The 19196-nt window shown below is 63.6% G+C and carries 17 protein-coding genes; 13 read left to right on the plus strand and 4 right to left on the minus strand.

The window, feature by feature from the left end; all coding sequences use genetic code 11:
- Positions 1 to 193 precede the first annotated feature (193 nt).
- Genes U1R88_RS20320 through U1R88_RS20330 form a run of 3 tightly spaced genes read right to left on the minus strand, consistent with a single transcriptional unit; the run spans position 194 to position 3465 of the window.
- Complete coding sequence (locus U1R88_RS20320) at positions 194 to 1312, minus strand: iron-containing alcohol dehydrogenase (protein WP_322432875.1); 1119 nt, start codon at positions 1310 to 1312, stop codon at positions 194 to 196.
- Positions 1313 to 1315: 3 nt separating this feature from the next.
- Positions 1316 to 2272 carry a 4-hydroxythreonine-4-phosphate dehydrogenase PdxA gene (pdxA, locus tag U1R88_RS20325; protein WP_068281583.1) on the minus strand — a complete coding sequence of 319 codons (957 nt, stop codon included), beginning with the start codon at positions 2270 to 2272 and terminating at the stop codon, positions 1316 to 1318.
- Positions 2269 to 3465: a sialidase family protein gene (locus U1R88_RS20330; RefSeq protein ID WP_322432876.1), complete on the minus strand. Its 1197-nt coding sequence runs from the start codon at positions 3463 to 3465 to the stop codon at positions 2269 to 2271. The genes pdxA and U1R88_RS20330 overlap by 4 nt, the downstream gene beginning before the upstream one ends.
- 241 nt (positions 3466 to 3706) lie before the next feature.
- On the opposite strand from U1R88_RS20330, the gene U1R88_RS20335 reads away from it, so the two are divergent.
- From U1R88_RS20335 to U1R88_RS20355, 5 genes are all read left to right on the plus strand, one after another.
- Positions 3707 to 5197, plus strand: a complete 1491-nt coding sequence (locus U1R88_RS20335) for an ABC transporter substrate-binding protein (protein ID WP_425545462.1) — start codon at positions 3707 to 3709, stop codon at positions 5195 to 5197.
- Positions 5198 to 5283: 86 nt separating this feature from the next.
- Positions 5284 to 6198, plus strand: coding sequence for an ABC transporter permease (locus U1R88_RS20340; RefSeq protein ID WP_322433068.1), 915 nt, complete (start codon positions 5284 to 5286; stop codon positions 6196 to 6198).
- 11 nt (positions 6199 to 6209) lie between these two features.
- Positions 6210 to 7133, plus strand: a complete 924-nt coding sequence (locus U1R88_RS20345) for an ABC transporter permease (protein ID WP_322432878.1) — start codon at positions 6210 to 6212, stop codon at positions 7131 to 7133.
- Positions 7126 to 8745 (plus strand): ABC transporter ATP-binding protein, encoded by a 1620-nt coding sequence (locus U1R88_RS20350; protein ID WP_322432879.1) that lies wholly within the window; start codon positions 7126 to 7128, stop codon positions 8743 to 8745. Before U1R88_RS20345 ends, U1R88_RS20350 begins: the two co-directional genes overlap by 8 nt.
- Positions 8746 to 8774: 29 nt before the next feature.
- Positions 8775 to 9656, plus strand: coding sequence for a dihydrodipicolinate synthase family protein (locus U1R88_RS20355; RefSeq protein WP_322432880.1), 882 nt, complete (start codon positions 8775 to 8777; stop codon positions 9654 to 9656).
- A 29-nt stretch (positions 9657 to 9685) separates the two neighbouring features.
- Here U1R88_RS20355 and U1R88_RS20360 read toward each other — a convergent pair whose 3' ends face one another.
- Complete coding sequence (locus U1R88_RS20360) at positions 9686 to 10708, minus strand: LacI family DNA-binding transcriptional regulator (RefSeq protein WP_322432881.1); 1023 nt, start codon at positions 10706 to 10708, stop codon at positions 9686 to 9688.
- A 273-nt stretch (positions 10709 to 10981) separates the two neighbouring features.
- Between U1R88_RS20360 and U1R88_RS20365 the strand changes: the two genes are divergently transcribed.
- The 8 genes from U1R88_RS20365 to U1R88_RS20400 all read left to right on the plus strand — a co-directional run bounded on the left by U1R88_RS20365 (position 10982) and on the right by U1R88_RS20400 (position 19141).
- A complete protein-coding gene (locus tag U1R88_RS20365) occupies positions 10982 to 12073 on the plus strand; it encodes a Gfo/Idh/MocA family protein (RefSeq protein ID WP_322432882.1) in 1092 nt (363 codons plus the stop codon).
- Between the two features lie 36 nt (positions 12074 to 12109).
- A complete protein-coding gene (locus tag U1R88_RS20370; protein WP_322432883.1) occupies positions 12110 to 13024 on the plus strand; it encodes a sugar phosphate isomerase/epimerase family protein in 915 nt (304 codons plus the stop codon).
- A 12-nt stretch (positions 13025 to 13036) separates the two neighbouring features.
- Positions 13037 to 13975 (plus strand): sugar ABC transporter substrate-binding protein, encoded by a 939-nt coding sequence (locus tag U1R88_RS20375; RefSeq protein WP_322432884.1) that lies wholly within the window; start codon positions 13037 to 13039, stop codon positions 13973 to 13975.
- Between the two features lie 54 nt (positions 13976 to 14029).
- Entirely contained in the window at positions 14030 to 15034 is a 1005-nt protein-coding gene (locus U1R88_RS20380; RefSeq protein WP_322432885.1) for an ABC transporter permease, read from the plus strand.
- Positions 15034 to 15816 carry an ATP-binding cassette domain-containing protein gene (locus tag U1R88_RS20385; protein WP_322432886.1) on the plus strand — a complete coding sequence of 261 codons (783 nt, stop codon included), beginning with the start codon at positions 15034 to 15036 and terminating at the stop codon, positions 15814 to 15816. Before U1R88_RS20380 ends, U1R88_RS20385 begins: the two co-directional genes overlap by 1 nt.
- Before the next feature lie 2 nt (positions 15817 to 15818).
- A complete protein-coding gene (locus tag U1R88_RS20390; RefSeq protein ID WP_322432887.1) occupies positions 15819 to 17000 on the plus strand; it encodes an aldose 1-epimerase family protein in 1182 nt (393 codons plus the stop codon).
- Between the two features lie 232 nt (positions 17001 to 17232).
- Positions 17233 to 18330: a fatty acid desaturase family protein gene (locus tag U1R88_RS20395; RefSeq protein ID WP_425545463.1), complete on the plus strand. Its 1098-nt coding sequence runs from the start codon at positions 17233 to 17235 to the stop codon at positions 18328 to 18330.
- 10 nt (positions 18331 to 18340) lie between these two features.
- Complete coding sequence (locus U1R88_RS20400; RefSeq protein WP_322432888.1) at positions 18341 to 19141, plus strand: 3-methyl-2-oxobutanoate hydroxymethyltransferase; 801 nt, start codon at positions 18341 to 18343, stop codon at positions 19139 to 19141.
- Positions 19142 to 19196 lie beyond the last annotated feature (55 nt).

The following is a 19196-nucleotide window of genomic DNA, read 5'->3' on the forward strand; positions in this document are numbered from 1 at the left end:
GATCTTGCGCAGCAGATGATCTTTGGGAACAAGCGTATCGAGCGTCACCATCTCGATCGCTGTCTGCTCGGGGCCGGCCTTCTTCAACATGACCCAGTGAATCAAAAACTGCTGACAAACGCTACTGGTTTGTCAGCAGTCTGAACCCCGGCTCTGCCGGGGTTTTACAATCAGGCGCGATACAACAGCCGACCTAAAGGGCGGCCCGGTAGATTCCGAGCACGTCGTCGACATTCATGTCGATCGGATTGTTGTCCATCAGGCGACGATTGGCATGTGCCTCGCTCGCATAGAGCGTAAGGTCGTCCTTCTTGGCGCCATGGGCGGCAAGCGACATCTCGATGCCGAGGCCTCGGCAGAATTCATGGGCAGCCTTGACCAGTTCGGCGCTGGAAAGACCCTGTCCAAATCCCAGCGCATGCGCCACCTCGGCCGTCTTGCCCGCAACCGCCGGCTGGTTGAAGGCCAGCACGTGCGGAAAGATGATCGCATTCGCCAACCCATGCGGCAGGCCGAGCCGCGTACCGAGCGGATAGGCGATGGCGTGGCCGGCAGCGGTGTTCACCGGCCCCAGGCAGATGCCGCCATAATAGGAGCCGAGCATCAGCCCTTCGCGCGCCTCGGTATCGGTGCCGTCCCGGACGGCACGCGCGAGATATTTGCCGACGAGCCCAAAGCCCATGCGGGCAAACCCATCGATCATCGGATGAGAGCGCCGGTTGGTGAAGGCTTCGACGCAATGCGCCATGGCGTCGATGCCGGTTGCTGCCGTCACCGCCGGCGGCACGGAATAGGTCAGCTCCGGATCCAGCACGGCGAGATCGGCGATCATATGCGGGCTTTCGACCGCGATCTTGTTGCCCCTGCCGGGATCGGTGATCAGGGAACGAATGCCTGCCTCCGAGCCGGTGCCGGCCGTGGTGGCGACCTGGGCAAGGCGCGTATGACGGCCCGCAACCCGGTTCGGCCCGGCGACGTCGGCGAGCGTCTGCGGTGAATCCCAGAGCGCGGCCACGAGTTTGGCGACATCGAGAACCGAGCCGCCGCCCAGACCGACGATCAGGTCCGGCTCGCCGCGGCGCGCAGCTTCGAGCGCTGCATCCAATGTCGTCGTATCCGGCTCACCGGGAATGGCATCGAACACGGTAACGCGGCCGGACAGCTTCAAACGATCGGCAAAGCCCGCCGTAACAGGCGTAGCGACCACCAGGACCGACCTGGCATCGCCGGCCCAGTTGCCGACCTCAGCGGCCGTACCGGCGCCCACGGCAAGACGGCGGGGCTGATGGAGAGTGATAGGAGCGATGGTCATGCGTCATCCCCGCCTGGCCGCGCCGGACACCAGCTTGCGGGCGTAGGCAATGGCCGAAATCATGTTGCCGTGATTGGCAATGCCTTTGCCGGCAATGTCGAAGGCCGTGCCATGATCGACCGATGTGCGGTCGATCGGCAGTTCCACCGAAACGTTCACGGCCGTGTCGAAGGCGACGAGTTTGACCGGAATGTGCCCCTGGTCGTGATACTGGGCGACGACCAGGTCGAACACGCCCGAATAGGCGCGGTGGAACACGGTATCGGCGGAAATCGGACCATGGGCATCGATGCCTTCGTCACGAGCCGCCCTGACCGCGGGCGCGATCTGGTCGTCATCCTCTGTGCCGAACAGGCCGTTCTCCCCGCAATGAGGGTTGATGCCGGCCACCGCGATCTTGGGCGCGGCATAGCCGATGCGCCTGAGATGCGCGTCGCCGGCGCGGATGGTTGCCAGCACGCGCTCGGTGGTCGAACGGCGGATCGCCTCCTGCAGCGAGACATGGGTCGAGACGTGAATGACCTTCAGACGCTCGGAGGCCAGCAACATGTAGGCCGCCTTCGATCCGGTCAGGCTGCGCAGCATGCCGGTATGTCCATCATAATGATGGCCGGCGAGGTTCAGGGCCTCCTTGCTGATCGGCGCGGTGACGATGCAGCCGATCGCTCCGGCTTCGGCATCGCGCACCGCCTTCTCGATGAAGCGGAAGGCGGCGTCGCCGGCGACCGGGCTCAGCTTCCCCCAGGGCAGCGGCGCGCCCTCGACCGGTAGGTCCACGACATGGGCGGCAAGATCGACATCGAGGCCGAGTGCCGCCCGTGCTGCCTCCAGCGTGGCCAGGTTGCCGTAGATGCGGATCGTCTCGCGCTCCTGGGGCGACATGCCGGCGAGCGCGCGGATCGAAATTTCGGGACCGACGCCGCAGGGGTCGCCCATGGTTATGCCGATGATGTTGCTCATGAAGGACTCCGAACGGCAGCCTTGTCCCAGCCCGAAGCCAGCCGGACATATTTGATGGCACGCCGATGATAGGTGTAGGCCAGATGCATGGTACCGTCAGGTTCCGCCAACAGCCAGGGATACGACATTTCCTTGTTGCGGCCGTCGGTCGAGTCGTTGGAAAGGCAGGTGCCGGGGCCATCCTCGACGACAAGGCGAACCGGGAAGGTTTCACCGCCGTCGTCCGACAGGCACAGGCAGACCGGTGCCCGCGGCACGCCCCAGATGGGCGTGCAGCCGCCGGCCGGATCCGCATCGGGACGGTGGTCGTCCTCGCCGAGTTCGTCATAGAGCGAGGCACGCCGGTCCGTCGACTGCGCCGCGCTCACGGGATTGCAGATCATCGCCACCCTGCCATCGGCGAGACGTATCGCAGCGATGGAGGAATTGTTGTTCGGCACGTCGGTCGCCTGCGGCACGGACCAGGACCTGCCTCCGTCCATGCTCTGGGTCCTGAAGACCCAATCCGCCTGGCGCCGGCGGAAGAAAGCGGCAAGACGGTCCTCGCCCAGCCGGACCGGCGACATGTGCACGCAACCGATCGACTGGTCCAGGTCTTCGAGCCGCCAGGTCCTGCCCTCGTCGAGGCTGATGCCGACGGCGGCCGTGTCATGGCTGCCGTTCCATTTCTGGCCCGGCCGCTGGATGCAACGAAAGATGGGCAACAGCCAGGCCCCGTCGTCGCGCACCGTCACCGGCGCCCGAACGAAACAGCCACGCGGCAAATCGAGATAGCCTCCCTTCCCGGCCGTGAGCGTCAGCGGCTGCGCGACATCGCGGTGGATCTCGGCCATGCGGATCCTGCATTCATCCTGGTTGCCGGAAGGCTGGGAGGTATGGAAGAGCCATAGCTTGCCGTCCGGAGCCGTGAAGAGCACGGGATTTTGCTCCGAATGCGCAGGATCGAAACTCAGCCGTTGCGGCGGGCCCCAGCACGACGCCCCTTTCGGCAACACGCTGGCGAAGATCGAAATATCGGACTTGCCTTCCAGCGTGCCGCCGAACCAGGCGCATAGCAGGGCGCCATCGTGGAGCAGGTGCAGATAGGCCGCATGATTCTGGATCATGGGCGAAGGCAGCAAAGCCTCCTGGCGCCCCGGCGATACGCTTTGGAGCCGGCCATTCATGTTCCGGGCTATTTCTTCGGGGTCCATTCGTTCCCTCCCATATGAGGCCAACATCGCCAAAAACATAAAGTTGTCAAGTTTTTGTATGTTATACAAATTCTCATTTTGTAGAGATTTTTCATATAAATCATTGATTTTAAAATCAAAATTTTTTGAAGACGCCCGCAATAGAGTTTACATTGTGAAATAAATTGACAAATTTGTAGGAAAGGTCGATGGTTTGGGCAACCGGCGAAAGGACGTCGGAGGGAGGACTGCCGTGAAGAAAATGCTTGTCTTGGGGGCGCTGATGCTGGGCTCGGCCCTCTCACCCGCTTTCGCCGGATCCGGACCCATCAAGATCGTACTGGCCGAGGAGGCGGATCTGCTCGAGCCCTGCATGGCAACCCGCTCCAATATCGGGCGCGTCATCATGCAGAACGTGAGCGAGACGCTCACCGAGCTCGACCTTCGCAACCACAAGGGCCTGATGCCGCGCCTCGCCGAAAAATGGGAGCAGAACGCCGATGGCAGCTGGCGCTTTCATCTGCGCCATGGCGTCAAATTCTCCGACGGCACGACCTTCGATGCCAAGGACGTCAAGCACAGCTTCGATCGCATCATGAGCGACAAGAACGCCTGTGAATCGCGTCGCTATTTCGGCGGCATGACGGTGACCCCTACCATCGTCGACGACTACACCATCGACTTCAAGGCCGATCCTGCCCAGCCGATCCTGCCGCTGCTGGTGTCTCTCGTCACCATCGTGCCCGAGGAGACGCCGCTCGAATTCGTGCGCGAGCCGGTCGGCACGGGTCCCTATAAATTGACCAACTGGACGCCGGGGCAGCAGATCGTCCTCACCAGCCGCGACGACTATTGGGGCACGAAACCGGAAGTGACGCAGGCGACCTATCTGTTCCGCGCCGATCCCTCCGTTCGTGCCGCCATGGTCCAGACCGGCGAAGCGGATCTGTCGCCGTCGATCTCGCAGCTCGACGCCACCAATGCGGCAACCGATTTCTCCTATCTCGACAGCGAAACGGTCTATCTGCGCATCGACCACAACATCCCGCCGCTGAACGATGTCCGCATCCGCCGCGCCCTCAATCTGGCCATCGACCGCCAGGCCTTCCTCGGCACGCTGGTTCCCAAGGATGCCCTGCTCGCCACCGCGATCGTCCCCCCGCCGACGCTCGGCTGGAATCCGAACGTCAAGGTCTTCCCTTACGACCCCGATGGCGCCAAGAAATTGCTGGCAGAAGCCAAGGCGGATGGCGTCAACCTCGACACGCCGATCACCATCATCGCCCGCACCGCGAATTTTCCCAATGTCACCGAGATCATGGAGGCCATCCAGGCGCAATTGCAGGATGTCGGTTTCAAGGTCGACCTGAAGTTCGTCGAGGTCGCCGAGCACGAACAATATTACTCCAAGCCCTTCAAGGAAGGCCGCGGGCCCCAGATCGTCGCCGCCATGCACGACAATGCCAAAGGCGACCCTTCCTTCTCGATGTTCTTCAAATACGCGACCAACGGCACCCAATCCGGCTTTTCCGATCCGAAAGTCGACGATATTATCAAGCAGGCTTCCGCCGCGGTCGGCGACGAGCGGGCCAAGCTATGGTCGCAGCTGTTCGCCTATCTGCATGACGACGTCGTCGCCGACGTGCTGCTGTTCCACATGGTCGGCTTTTCGCGCGTTTCCGAGCGCCTGGACTACAAGCCGACCATGGCGACCAACTCCATGCTCCAGCTCTCCGAGATCAAGATCAAGTAGACTTGTCCGCTCGAACGACAGGCTTGCCGGTCGCAACAGCCATCGAGGCGGCGGGTCATGCCGCCGCCTGCCTCCTTGAGGACGCCATGCTGAGCTTCATTCGAAAACGCGCCATGGCCAGTCTGATCTCTCTGGTCGGACTGATCGTCATGGTCTTCTTCCTGTCGCGTCTGACCGGCGACCCGGCCGCCCTGTTCCTTCCGGTCGAGGCCTCGGCTGAAATGAAGGAGCAGTTCCGCCAGCTGCACGGATTGAACGATCCTTTGCTGGTCCAGTTCCTGCGCTATGTCGGGGACGTGGCGGTCGGCGATTTCGGCGAGTCCCTGCGCAAGGCCCGCCCCGCCCTCGACGTCGTGCTCGAAGCCTTCGTGTGGACCCTCTGGCTGGCTGCCATCACGATGACGCTCGTCACCAGTGCCGCCATCGTCGTGGGGTCGCTTGCCGCCTTCCGCGTCGGCGGCTTCTTCGACCGGCTCTCCTCCCTCATCTCCCTGCTCGGTGCCTCGGTGCCCGATTTCTGGATCGCGATCGTGGCGATCGTCGTGTTTTCGGTAAAGCTGTCCTGGCTGCCGACCTCGGGCACGGGTTCCCTCCTGCACTGGATCCTGCCGATCTGCGTGCTGTTCATCCGCCCCTTCGGCATCATCGTGCAGGTAGTACGCGGATCGATGATCAGCGCCCTCTCCTCGGCCTATGTGAAGACCGCCCGCGCCAAGGGCGTCAGATCGGGGCCGATCATCTTCATCCATGCCCTGCGCAATGCCATGCTCCCGGTCATCACCGTGATCGGCGACCAGGCCGCGAGCCTGCTCAACGGTGCCGTCATCGTCGAGACCATTTTCGGCTTCCCGGGTATCGGCAAGCTGATGATCGATTCCATTCTGCAGCGTGACTTCAATGTCGTGCTGGCGGCGATCCTCGTCACGGCTCTGGCGATCTTCCTCATGAATCTGCTGATCGACTTTGCCTATGCGCTGCTCGATCCGCGGATCCGTCACTGAGGACAGCGGCCATGACCCACCCCACGGCCGATACCACGATCGCCGCCGAGCCCTCCTTCCTGACGCGCATGGCCCGCATGCTGCTGGCCGACAAATTTGCCCTTTGCGCCGCCATCGTGCTGCTCCTGTTCGTGGTCCTCGCCATCATAGGACCGAGCTGGCTCGGCGAGCTGGCGACCAAGCAGAACCTTCGCGGGCGCAACGCGGCCCCCTTCGACTGGGAACGCGGCTGGGTATGGTGGATGGGTGCAGACGCACTCGGCCGCCCCCTGCTCGCACGCATCGTCGTCGCCACGCGCAACACGCTGTTGGTGGCCGCCGGCGCAGTCGCCCTGTCGGCCGGCGTCGGCACCCTGCTCGGGCTTGTGGCCGGTTTTTCCTCCCCGCGCGTCAACCAGGTGATCATGCGGCTCGCGGACGTCATCATGTCCTTCCCGTCGCTGCTGATCGCCGTGATCGTGCTCTATATCCTGGGGCCATCGATCCTGAACCTGATGCTGGTGCTGGCAATCACCCGCATCCCGGTCTACCTCAGAACCACGCGGGCCGAAGTGCTCGAGATCCGCGAACGCATGTTCGTGCAAGCTGCCAGGGTGATGGGAGCGTCCAGGACGCGCATCCTCTTCCGACATATCCTGCCCGTCGTCCTGCCGACGCTGACCACGCTCGCCACGCTGGACTTTGCCTATGTCATGCTGGCCGAGAGTGCCTTGTCTTTCCTCGGCATCGGCATTCAGCCGCCCGAGATCACCTGGGGCCTGATGATCTCGCAGGGCCGGCAATATCTCACCAATGCCTGGTGGCTGTCCTTCTGGCCCGGTCTTGCGATCATAGTGACGACCCTGTCGCTGAACCTTTTGTCGAACTGGCTGCGCATCGCGCTCGATCCGACGCAACGCTGGCGCCTGGAAATGAAGGCACGCAAGCATGGCTGATCATCTCCTGGACGTTCGCGACCTCTCCGTCGAGTTCCATACGGGGATGGGCGTGGTCAAGGCGGTCCGCAACGTCTCCTACCATCTCGACCGTGGCGAAACGCTGGCGATCCTCGGCGAGAGCGGGTCGGGCAAGTCGGTCTCGTCATCCGCCATCATGAACCTGATCGACATGCCGCCGGGACGCATAGCCTCGGGCGAAATCCTGCTCGATGGCGTCGATCTCCTGAAGATGTCCGCACGTGAAAGGCGCGAGGTGAACGGGCGCCGCGTCGCCATGATCTTCCAGGATCCGCTCAGCCACCTCAACCCGGTCTACACGGTCGGCTGGCAGATCCGCGAGGCCCTCACCACCCATGGCACCAACGCGACCGCGGCCCGGGCCGAGACGCTGCGCCTGCTGACGCGGGTCGGCATCCCCGATCCCGAGTTCTCGCTTGGCAAATACCCGCATGAATTCTCGGGTGGCCAGCGCCAGCGCGCGATGATTGCCATGGCGCTCGCGCTTCGACCGGACCTTCTGATCGCCGACGAGCCGACCACCGCGCTCGACGTCACGGTCCAGGCGGAAGTCCTCGCCCTGCTGAAGGAATTGCAGCGGGAAACCGGCATGGCCATCCTCATCATCACGCATGATCTCGGCGTCGTCGCCGAAATCGCCGATCGGGTCGTGGTGATGGAAAAAGGCGAACTGGTCGAGGCAGGAACCGTCAGCCAAGTCTACAAGAATCCCCAGCACCCCTACACCCGGAAACTCATCGCCGCGGCCCCCGGCAAAGGCCAGATGCACGAACCGGCCGCCCGCGCCGAGCCCGTGCTGTCGGTGCGCGACGTGCGCAAGCGCTATGGCGCCTTCGAGGCCCTGAAAGGTGTGTCCTTCGATCTCATGCCGGGCGAGACGATGGCCGTCGTCGGCGAGAGCGGCTCGGGCAAGTCCACGCTCGCCCGCATATTGCTGTGCCTCGACGAACCCGACAGCGGCAGCGCGCTGTGGAAGGGACGCGATCTTTTCACCATGCCGCCGGCCGAGCTCTACAGGCTGCGCCGCGACCTGCAGATGGTGTTCCAGGACCCCACCCAGTCGCTCAATTCGCGCATGACCGTATACCAGCTCATTTCCGAGGCATGGGCTATCCATCCCGATATCCTGCCCAAGGTGAGATGGCGCGAGCGCGTGGCCGAACTCCTGATGCAGGTGGGGCTCGGCCCCGAACATATGGGCCGCTATCCGCACCAGTTCTCCGGTGGCCAACGCCAGCGCATCGCCATCGCAAGGGCCCTCGCGCTCGAACCCCAGCTCATCATCTGCGACGAGGCCGTGTCGGCGCTCGACGTCTCGGTGCAGGCCCAGGTCATCGCGCTGCTCGACAGGCTGCGCCAGCAGCTGGGCATCGCCTTCATCTTCATAGCCCACGACCTGCCGGTGGTGCGCGACTTTGCCGACCACGTCATGGTCATGCAAAAGGGCAGCATCGTGGAGCTCGGCACGGTGCGCGAGGTGTTCGAAGCCCCGCGCCAGGACTATACCCGCGCCCTTCTTGCAGCGGCGCTCGATCCCGATCCGGATACCCAGGCCGCCCATCGCGCCGCCCGTCTGCGGACAGCCTCCTGAAGAGCCGGCCCCATTCCAAGGAAGATCCCATGTCCAGACAAGCCTTCGTGGCCCTCGTAACCTGCTTTAATGAGGACGAAACCATCAACTACAAGGCGACGCGCGCCCAGGTGCGCCGCCAGGTCGAGGCCGGCAACAACATCATGTGCGCCGGCACCAATGGCGATTTCACGGCGCTCACCTTCGAGGAAAAGGTCCGGTTGACCGAAGAAGTGGTCGACGAGGTCGGCGGCCGCACCAGGGTGATCGTCAATGCCGGCATGCCGGCGACCTTCGAGACGATAAGGCTGGCGCGTGAGTTCGACCGCATCGGCGTCGATGGCATTGCCGTGATCACGCCCTTCTTCATCGCCTGCACGCAGGACGGTCTCGTCCGCCATTTCTCGACCGTCGCCGATGCGGTGCAGACGCCGATCTACCTCTACGACATTCCTGCACGCACGCAGAACCACATCGAACCCCAGACCGCTCGGACCCTGGCCAACCACGGCAATATTGCCGGCATCAAGGATTCGGGAGGCGCAAAGGAGACGCTCGAGGCCTACCTTCAGGTTTCCAGGGAAGTTGATGGATTCCAAGTCTATTCCGGGCCGGATCACCTGGTGCTGTGGGCACTCCAGAACGGGGCAGCCGGCTGCATATCGGGCCTGGGCAATGCGATGCCGCATGTCCTGGCCGGAATTCTGAGCGCCTTCAACGCCGGCAATGTCGCCGAGGCCGAAAGGCAACAGGGTGTTTTCGCCGCTTTTCGCACCGACCTCTACACACTCGGATTTGCTCCCGCCATGGTCAAGCGCGCCCTCTATCTGCAGGACGCGTCCGTTGGCGCCAGCCGCCAGCCGGCATTGCTGCCCAACGACGAGCAGGATGCTCGGATCGCCAACCTCCTGCGCCAATATGGCCTGCTCTGACCTGACCGCCTTCCGGGCGGCTGCGCCTCTCAGACCTCCGGAATATTCTCCTTGAACACCACCTGCAGACGCGGCGGATGGGCAATGATCGGCTGATCCCGCAAGGAATGGATGAGCGTATTCAGCGCTTCGCGCGCCTCCACCCGCGGATTCTGGTCGATGACCGCATCGAGCGTGCCGTCGAGCAGCAAGGGTTTGGTATCCTCCGTCACCTCATGGCCGACGAAGACGACCGAGTTCGCCCGGCCGCATTCTTTCAGGGCGCGGGCGATGCCGGGGATGCCGGCCCCGATATTGTAGATGGCGGCAATGTCCGGATGGCGTTGCAGCAGGGCCTTGGTTTCCGCATAGGCACGTTCGTTGTCGTCGCCCATTTCGCGAAGCTCCACGATGTGCAGCCCGGGATTCTCCTCGGCGAGGATGTGGCGAAAGCCCATCTCGCGCTCCTCATGGCCGCGATAGGACAGGGATCCGGCCAGCAACCCCACCTTGCCCGTCCTGCCGACGCCCATGAAGCGGCCGGCGAGATAGCCCGCCAGGCGGCCCGCCGCCCGGTTGTCGATACCGACATAGGCCACGCGCGGCACCGATTGGATGTCGGAGACGATCGTCACGATCTTGATGCCGGTGGCCGCCAGCGACCGGATCGCCTCGCGCACGGTGGGATGATCCAGCGCGATGACCCCCACGCCGTTGGTTGCGCCCTGCAGATCGTAGAGCGCCCGGGCGAGCCTCTCCGGCGTGAAGTCGTCAACGGTGTGAATCCGCGCGTCGACGCCGGCGCGATAGGCCGCCTGCTCGGCAATCTGTCCGCACAGCTTGCGCATGAAGGCGTTGGAATGGGAGGGCAGCACAAAATCGAGGCGCAGGCTGCGCCCGTTTCCCGCTTCCTGCGTCGCACCATCGTCGAGTGCGTAGCCAAGGCGCTGGGCGGTCTCGAGAATGATCTCGCGGGTGCGGCCGCGCACGCCGGGACGCCCGTTCAGGACACGATCGACCGTCGCCGAGGAGAAACCGGCCTCTCGCGCAACGTCTGACAGGGTGGCACGCAATCTGGGACTCGCCTTCCGAATGCGGCATGGATGCCGCCTTTTGTGATTCTGATTGAAAATGATGGATTTTTTGCGAGCCAAGTGCAAGCGGCACCCGGGTTCGGGAAATTGCCGACAGCTATTTATCCACCTGTTTTACCTTGTGTTTTCAGTAATTCCTTCAAACCTTCCAGTTCGAATGATTTACAATGATTTCAAATGATGTTGACATCAAAAACCATCAACATCAATATCGCCGGAAAGGTCGGACAAACAGACCGTCGGGAGGATGCATTGAACGAACCCAGGCGTTTCGCACCGGATGCCCCCGTGCGCACCAGGCGCTACGCGATCGGCTGCATCGGCGCCGGCATGATCATGGCCGAATGCCATCTGGCCGCCTACAAGGAGGCTGGCTTCCCCGTCGTCGCCATCGCTTCCCGCACCAAGGCGAATGCCGAAAAGGTTGCCACCCGCTGGCAGATCCCGACCGTCCATGACACGCCCGAAGGGCTGATCGAGGACACCGACGTCGAGATCCTCGACCTTGCCTTTCCGCCGGACCAGCAACCGGCGCTCATCCGCCACGCCCTCAAGCAAAAGCACGTCAAGGCGATCCTTGCCCAAAAGCCGCTTGCCCTCTCCTTGTCGGAAGCCATCAAGCTGCGGGACGAAGCCGAGGCTGCCGGCAAGATCCTCTCCGTCAACCAGAACATGCGCTACGACCAGTCGATGCGCGTGCTCAAGCAGATCCTCGACGCAGGCGACCTCGGGCAGGTGGTGTTCGCCCAGATCGACATGCATGCGATCCCCCATTGGCAGCCCTTCCTGCGCAACTACGATCGGCTGACGCTCGCCAATATGAGCGTGCATCACCTCGACGTGCTGCGCTTCCTGTTCGGCGATCCCGACGAAATCACCACCCTGACCCGCAAGGACCCCCGCACCGCCTTCGACCATCGCGACGGCATCACGGTCTCGACCTTGCGTTTTCCCTCCGGGGTGCTGGCCTTGTCGCTCGAAGATGTCTGGTCGGGCCCGAGACAGGAAGGCTATCGCGACGACCAGCACATCACCTGGCGCGTGGAAGGGACCGAAGGCGTGGCCAAGGGCAGCATCGGCTGGCCCACCGGCGCCCCGTCCACCTTCAGCTATGCCTCGGCCAAGGCCACGGGCGGCGAGTGGGTGAAGCCGCAATGGCAGACCATGTGGTTCCCGCACGCCTTCATCGGCGTGATGGAGCAGCTTCAGCACGCGGTGGAAACCGGGACCGCCCCGGCCCTTTCGGTCGCCGACAATGTCAGGACGATGGCGCTGGTGGAAGCGGGATACCGCTCCATCGAGGAAAGCCGGACCGTCAGGCTCAGCGAAATACCCATCCATTGAAAATCAAGAAATATCGATACGGGAAGGAAATCGACCATGATGCAGGCAGGTATCTTCACCGGCTATTTTCCCTATAGCCTGGAGGAAACGGCGAAGAAGATCCGTTCGCTCGACTTCAACACCGTGCAGCTCGATCTGCATTTCAAGGATGTCGACCTCTCCGCCGGCCAGATCACCAAGGACAAGGCAAAGAAGGTGCGCGATACCTTCCGCGACCACCACCTGCCGATCTGCTGCATCTCCGGCTACACCAACATCATCCATCCCGACAAAGCCGAGCGCGAGAAGCGCGTTGGCTATCTCAAGGAGATCATCCGCAACGCCCGCCATTTCGGCTCGCCCTATGTGATCTCCGAGACGGGAACCTTCAACACCGAATCCGACTGGGTGCATCACCCCAGGAACAAGACCGAGGAAGGCTTCGAGGAATGCCGCAAGGTGATCGCCGACCTCGCCCAGACGGCCTATGACCACGGCGCGGTCTTCCTGCTCGAAACCTATGTGAACAATGTCGTCGGCTCGGTCGAGGAAACCGTACGCATGTTCGCCCAGGTCGACCATCCCGGCCTTGGCCTGCTGATGGATCCGACCAACTATTTCGAGACCCACAACATCGACCGGATGGACCAGATCCTCAACCAGGTCTTCGACACGCTCAGCGACAAGATCAGGATCGCCCATGCCAAGGACGTGAAGCGCTCGGGCGACGACAAGAGCGAAAAACATGCCGACATCGGCGACGCAGATGCCCTCGAAAGCCATACTTTCCGCGGTGTCGGCGAGATCGAACTGCCCGCCCCCGGCCTCGGCTCGCTGAACTACGATCTCTATTTGCAGCGCCTTTCCCAGAAGCACCCCAACATTCCGGTGATCATCGAGCATCTGTCCGAGGACGACGTGCCCCGCGCCAAGACATTCCTCGACGGCAAGTTCCGCGACAACGGCCTTTGAAGGGTGAAAGACATGGTAAAATTCGGCGTGAAACTGGCCGCCGCAGCGGCCTTGCTGGCCATGGCGATCACGGCGCCGCAGGCGCAGGAGCAGCAGAAGACCTTCTATCTTCTCTCCCATGGCGGGCCGTCCGACGCGTTCTGGATCGACTGGAACGCCGGCGCCACCAAGGCCTGCGACCAGCTCAAGGTCACCTGCAAGATCTCCTTCAGCGGCGGCGACATGGCCGCCCAGAAGGAGGCCTTCAACTCGGCCATCGCCGCCAAGCCGGACGGCATCGCCACCACCTCCGCGCAGCCGGGGCTGTGGACGGAAGAGGTGAAGGCGGCCAAGGCGGCGGGCATCCCGATCATCTTCTACAACACCGATGACGTCGCCACCGGTCGCCAGGCCTATGTCGGCGCCGATCTCAAGGAGGCCGGCGTCACCTGGGCCAAATATCTGGTCGACAAGAAACTGGTGAAGCAGGGCGACAAGGTCTTCCTGCCCGTCGAGGTGCCCGGCGCCAGCTACCAGCAGCTGGAGACGGCGGGCATCGCCAGCGTCTTCGAGCCACTCGGCATCAAATATGACGTGGTCGATTGCGGCACCGATCCGGCCGGCATCATCGCCAAGATGACGGACTACATGATCGCCAACAAGCCGCCGGCGATCATCGCCCTCGGCGACTCCGTGGCCGCCAGCGTCAAGCGGGTGTTCGAGGGTGCCGGCGTTTCGGCAGGCCAGATCCCGGTCGTGGGCTGGGGCAATTCCAAGGAAACCGCCGAGGCGGTCAAGGCAGGCTATGTCAACGCCGCCGCCTGGCAATACCCCTCCGCGCAGGGCTTCATGCCCGTCGCCCTGCTCAACCTGGCCGCCTCGGGCCAGCCCATCGGCTACGACGTGCACACCTTCAGCCTCTACGACGCGGCCAGCGTCGAGCCGATCCTGAAGCTCTACGCCGGCAAGTAACCGAAGGGGCCGGCCTCGGCCGGAACCCTCCTTTTCGCAGCGAATGGGACCGTCATGGCTTTGGTCGTGGAAAACAGCACTCCCAGAAGGAACCTGCGGGCGAGCCTGCCGCGCTCGCCCCAGATGGCGTCGCTCGTCATCCTCCTCGTGGCCCTGGCGGGCTTCGCCGTGGCCGACGCCAATTTCCTCTCCCCGCTCAACATCACCAATATGATGGCGTTCCTGCCCGAGCTCGGCATCATCGCGCTCGGCATGACGCTGCTGCTCACGGCAGGCGAATTCGACCTTTCGGTCGGCGCCGTCTTCGCGCTGGCGCCGGTGCTGGTGATGCTGCTGGTGCAGCAGGGCGTGATGGATATCGGCCCGGCGCTGCTGATCGGCCTCCTCCTCTGCGTCGCCATCGGCTGGGTCAACGGCGTGATCGTGACGAAGATCGGCATCTCCTCCTTCCTCGTCACCCTCTCCATGCTGCTGATCCTGCGCGGCGTGGCACTCTACATCACCCAGGGCTTCCCCTTGAAGTCCTGGGACCAGCCCGGCCCCCTCGTGACGCTGCTGGCCGGCAGCTTCCAGGCCGGAGCCTTCAAGCTCTACACCTCGCTGTGGTGGTTCATCGGCCTCACCGCCCTGTGCATCTATCTGCTGAACTATGCCAAGCTCGGCAACTGGATCAGCGCCATCGGCTCGAACCGCAATGCCGCGCTTGCCCGCGGCGTGCCGGCCGATGCCGTGAAGATCTGGCTGTTCATCCTGACCTCGGTACTGGCCGGGCTCGCCGGCATGATCAGCGCCTTCCGCATCTCCGCCGCTTCCCCGGTGGCCGGCACCGGCTATGAGCTCGAGGTCATCGCCATGGTCGTGGTGGGCGGCACCGCCCTCACGGGCGGGCGCGGCACCATCTTCGGCACCGTGGTCGGCGTCCTCATGCTGCGCGCCATCCGCAACGGCATCGTGCTGATCGGCGTGCCGGGCCTGGCCTACAACATCTTCCTCGGCGGCATCATCCTGGTGATGCTGATCCTGCACGCCCTGCTGCAGAAGAATGGCGGGAGGCGCTGATGACGAGCGAAGTGCTGCGGCTCGAAAACCTGCGGAAATCCTTCGGCAGCGTGCAGGCCCTCAAGGGCGCCTCGCTGACATTGCGCGAAGGCGAGGTCGTCGCCCTGCTCGGCGACAATGGTGCCGGCAAGTCCACCCTGATCAAGGCAATCTCCGGCGTCCACCCGAGCGATGGCGGCGCCATCTATGTGCGCGGCGACAAGGCCTCCATCCGCTCGGCTCGCGATGCGATGGATCTCGGCATCGAGACGATCCATCAGGACACCTCCCTGGCGCCGGATCTGAGCATCGCACGCAACCTCTTCCTCGGCCGCGAGCCGGTGAAGCTCAGCTGGCTCGGCGTGTTCGCCCCCATCGACTTCGGCGAGTTGCGCCGGGTGGCGGCAACCCTTCTCAAACGCGTCGGCATTTCCAAGAAGCTCGACGCCGATGCCCTGGTCTCGACGCTCTCCGGCGGCGAGCGGCAATCCATCGCCATTTCCCGCGCCATGCAGTTCGCCGCCAAGGTGATCATCCTCGACGAGCCGACCAACAATCTCGGCGTGGAGGAGACCCATGGCGTGCTGCGCTTCGTCAGGGACATGCGCGATGCCGGCCACAGCGTGCTGTTCATCACCCACAACATCCACCATGTCTTCGAAGTCTGCGACCGCCTCGTGGTGATGCGCCGCGGCGAGGTCGTCGCGGAGAAGACGGTGGCGGAGACCGACCTCCTCACCGTGGAAGGCATCATCATGGGCGTCGACATCAAGGCGCTGCTCAAGGACGCGAAGGCGCATTGAGAATGGTCGAACTGTTCGGACGCCCCCTCACGCGCCGCCAGATTGGCGAACGCGCCGGCATGCTGTCGCAATTCGCCGGCGTGCGGCTGATGACATTGAGCGACGGCGTCGAACGCGGCATCCGCATGCTGGAATTCCGCACCGGCACGGGCCTACGTTTCACCGTGCTGGTCGACCGGGCTCTCGACATCGCCGATTGCGAGTATCGGGGCCAATCGATCGGCTGGCATTCCCCGACCGGTTTCCGGCACCCGGCCCTGCACGAATATGAAGGGGAGAACGGCCTCGCCTGGGCTCGTTCCTTCTCGGGCCTCCTGGTGACCTGCGGCCTCGATCATATCCTCGGGCCGGAGGAAACGCCGGCCGACAGCTACAACTATCCGGGCAAGAAGAGCATCAAGCATTCGCTGCATGGCCGCATCGGCACTATCCCCGCCCGCCTGACCGGCTATGGCGAGAGCTGGAACGGCGAGCGCTGCGTGCTCTGGGCTGAGGGCATCGTGCAGCAATCGGCCGTGTTCGGCGAGGACCTGCATCTCCTGCGGCGCATCGAGGCCGATCTCGGCGGCAACGAGATCCGCATCAGCGACCGCGTGGTCAATCACGGCTTCCGTCGGACGCCGCACATGTATTTCTACCACATCAATATCGGCCATCCGGTACTCGACGAGGGCTCGCGCTACCTCGCCCCCATCGAGGATGTCGCCTGGGCGGCCCATGACGGCGAGGCCTATCGCCGGCAGGCGGTCGGCTATCGCGTGACCCCTGCCCCCCGGGCCGGCTTCCGCGAGCAGGTCTGGCAGCACAGGCTCGCCGCCAATGCCGCCGGGGAACAGCCGGTGGCCCTCGTCAACGACCGCATCGGCCTGGGACTGATGGTGGTGACGCGACAGGACCAACTGCCCTGCCTCTATCAATGGCAGAACTTCCAGCCCGGCGAATATGTCCTCGGCATCGAGCCCTCGACGCATCACGTTCTCGGCGACCTCGCCGCGCGCGAGCGCGGCGAGGTGATCTGGCTGGAGCATGGCGAGGAGCGCCGCTACGACGCGACCTTCAAAATCCTCGATGGCGGCGACGAGATCGCAGCGGCGGAAAACCTCATCACCGGCATCGCCCGGCAGCCCCCGGAGGACTTCCCCCTGCCATCCGGACTGTTTCCACACCTGGAAGGACGCTCGTGACAGGGCTGGCGCAGACAGGAAAGAGGCCGGGCAATTGCTCACCTGCGTCATCCCGAGCGCGATGCAGCATGAAATGCTGCTTCGCAGATACGGGACCGCGCAGGAAACGAGTCATCATCGTCTTGCGATCCCGGATCTGCACAGCATTACTACGTGCTGCAGTGCGTCCGGGATGCCCCCGTGAGCGACTATGATGTGGGCTCAACCCCGGAAACCACACGAAATGAACGGCATGGCCATGGCGACGATGCATAGGAAACGGGACTACAGCCTGGTCGGCGAAAGCACGCGCCAGGCCATCGAGACGGGACTGGCGTCGGCGGAGTGGTACCACACCGATATTCCCCGCAAGGTCATGAAGGAGCTGATGCAACGCTCCGACGGACCTGCGATCCGCGACACCGTCATCTGGATTGCCGCCATCCTCACCTCCGCGGCCGGCGGCATCTGGTTCTGGGGCAGTTGGTGGTGCCTGCCCTTCTTCTTCGTCTACGGCGTGCTCTACGGTTCCTCGAGCGACTCGCGCTGGCACGAATGCGGCCACGGCACCGCCTTTCGCACCCGCTGGATGAACGACGTGGTCTACCAGATCGCCAGCTTCATGCTGATGCGCAATCCCGTCACCTGGCGCTGGAGCCATGCCCGCCACCACACCGACACCATCATCGTCGGGCGGGATGCCGAGATCGCCGTGATGAGGCCGCCGGACCTGATCCGGCTGGTGCTGAACTTCGTCGGCATCATCGACGCCTGGTATTCGCTGATCGCCCTCGGCCGCAACGCGCTGGGGATCCTGACGCCGGACGAGCAGAGCTTCATTCCCGAGATGGAACGGCACAAGGCCGTGACGGCGGCACGCTGGCATATGGCGATCTATCTTGCCGCCATCGTCGCCGCGCTCGCCGCCTGGTCCTGGCTGCCGCTGATGCTGATCGGCCTGCCGCGCCTCTATGGCTGCTGGCACATGGTGATGACCGGGCTGCTCCAGCATATCGGCCTTGCCGACAATGTGACGGACCACCGGCTCAACACCCGCACCGTCTACATGAACCCGATCAGCCGCTTCATCTACTGGAACATGAACTACCATGTGGAGCACCACATGTTCCCGATGGTGCCCTATCACGCTTTGCCGAGGCTGCATGAGCTGATCAAGCATGACCTGCCGGAGCCCAACCCTTCGATGTGGCATGCCTATCGCGAGGTGTTTCCCGTCGTGCTGCGGCAGCTTCGCAACGAGGACTATTTCCTGCTGCGCGAACTGCCGCCCGCGGCCCGGCCCTACCGCGCCGAATTCCATGACTTGGCCGTGGCCACGGCCGCCGAGTGAGAACCACGCAATGACCCGCACCAGACCCACGATTGCCGACCTGCGCGCCCTCAAGGGCAAGAGGCAGCTGACCATGCTCCGCGTCACCACGCTGGAGGAGGCCGAGGCGGCCGAGCGGGCCGGCGTCGACATCGTCTCTATTCCGCCCGAACTGATCCTCGACCCGCACTATCGCGATGCCGCGCCGAGCCTGTTCTCCATGCCGGGCGAGAACTTCTACGAGATCGGCACGGCCGACGACTTCGTGCGCTGGTCGTTCCGCATGATCAAGGCCGGCGCCGATGCCGTCTATTGCAGCGCCTCCTATGCCACGATCAAGCGCATGGCGGATGAGGCGGTTCCCGTCATCGGCCATGTCGGCCTGATCCCCTCGCGCAAGACGTGGACCGGCGGCTTCAAGGCGGTCGGCAAGACGGCCGACAGCGCCCTCCAGGTGTTCGAGGCTGTCAAGCAGCTCGAAGCGGCCGGCGCCTTCGGGGCTGAGATCGAGGTGGTGCCCGTGGAAGTCGCCGAGGCGATCTCGCAGCGCACCAGCCTATTCATGCTGTCGATGGGCGCTGGCGCCGGCTGTGACGCGCAATATTTGTTTGCCGAGGATATCCTCGGCATGAATCGCGGCCACATGCCCAGGCATTCCAAGGTCTATCGCAATTTCGCCGCCGAATATGACCGCCTGCAGGCCGAGCGCATCGCAGCTTTCCGCGAATATGTGTCGGATGTGGATACCAACGCCTATCCTCGGGAACAACACATCGTACGTATGCCGCCGGACGAGCTGAAGGCATTCATGGCGAAGCTGGACGCAGCCTGAAGCCGGACCTTGCTGGAGGCGTGTCCCGCATCAAGGCCCGGCAGCGAGGCCATGT

It is taken from the genome of Labrys sedimenti, assembly GCF_034424805.1.
In the GTDB taxonomy this organism is placed as follows: domain Bacteria; phylum Pseudomonadota; class Alphaproteobacteria; order Rhizobiales; family Labraceae; genus Labrys; species Labrys sedimenti.

What these genes read in the sequence shown, in the direction of transcription:
- pdxA (WP_068281583.1), bottom strand. Translation starts at nt 2,272, where the DNA reads ATGAGCAACATCATCGGCATAACCATGGGCGACCCCTGCGGCGTCGGT.
- U1R88_RS20350 (WP_322432879.1), top strand. Translation starts at nt 7,126, where the DNA reads ATGGCTGATCATCTCCTGGACGTTCGCGACCTCTCCGTCGAGTTCCAT.
- U1R88_RS20320 (WP_322432875.1), bottom strand. Translation starts at nt 1,312, where the DNA reads ATGACCATCGCTCCTATCACTCTCCATCAGCCCCGCCGTCTTGCCGTG.
- U1R88_RS20390 (WP_322432887.1), top strand. Translation starts at nt 15,819, where the DNA reads ATGGTCGAACTGTTCGGACGCCCCCTCACGCGCCGCCAGATTGGCGAA.
- U1R88_RS20340 (WP_322433068.1), top strand. Translation starts at nt 5,284, where the DNA reads ATGCTGAGCTTCATTCGAAAACGCGCCATGGCCAGTCTGATCTCTCTG.
- U1R88_RS20355 (WP_322432880.1), top strand. Translation starts at nt 8,775, where the DNA reads ATGTCCAGACAAGCCTTCGTGGCCCTCGTAACCTGCTTTAATGAGGAC.
- U1R88_RS20380 (WP_322432885.1), top strand. Translation starts at nt 14,030, where the DNA reads ATGGCTTTGGTCGTGGAAAACAGCACTCCCAGAAGGAACCTGCGGGCG.
- U1R88_RS20335 (WP_425545462.1), top strand. Translation starts at nt 3,707, where the DNA reads ATGCTTGTCTTGGGGGCGCTGATGCTGGGCTCGGCCCTCTCACCCGCT.
- U1R88_RS20375 (WP_322432884.1), top strand. Translation starts at nt 13,037, where the DNA reads ATGGTAAAATTCGGCGTGAAACTGGCCGCCGCAGCGGCCTTGCTGGCC.
- U1R88_RS20395 (WP_425545463.1), top strand. Translation starts at nt 17,233, where the DNA reads ATGGCCATGGCGACGATGCATAGGAAACGGGACTACAGCCTGGTCGGC.
- U1R88_RS20370 (WP_322432883.1), top strand. Translation starts at nt 12,110, where the DNA reads ATGATGCAGGCAGGTATCTTCACCGGCTATTTTCCCTATAGCCTGGAG.
- U1R88_RS20400 (WP_322432888.1), top strand. Translation starts at nt 18,341, where the DNA reads ATGACCCGCACCAGACCCACGATTGCCGACCTGCGCGCCCTCAAGGGC.
- U1R88_RS20345 (WP_322432878.1), top strand. Translation starts at nt 6,210, where the DNA reads ATGACCCACCCCACGGCCGATACCACGATCGCCGCCGAGCCCTCCTTC.
- U1R88_RS20330 (WP_322432876.1), bottom strand. Translation starts at nt 3,465, where the DNA reads ATGGACCCCGAAGAAATAGCCCGGAACATGAATGGCCGGCTCCAAAGC.
- U1R88_RS20385 (WP_322432886.1), top strand. Translation starts at nt 15,034, where the DNA reads ATGACGAGCGAAGTGCTGCGGCTCGAAAACCTGCGGAAATCCTTCGGC.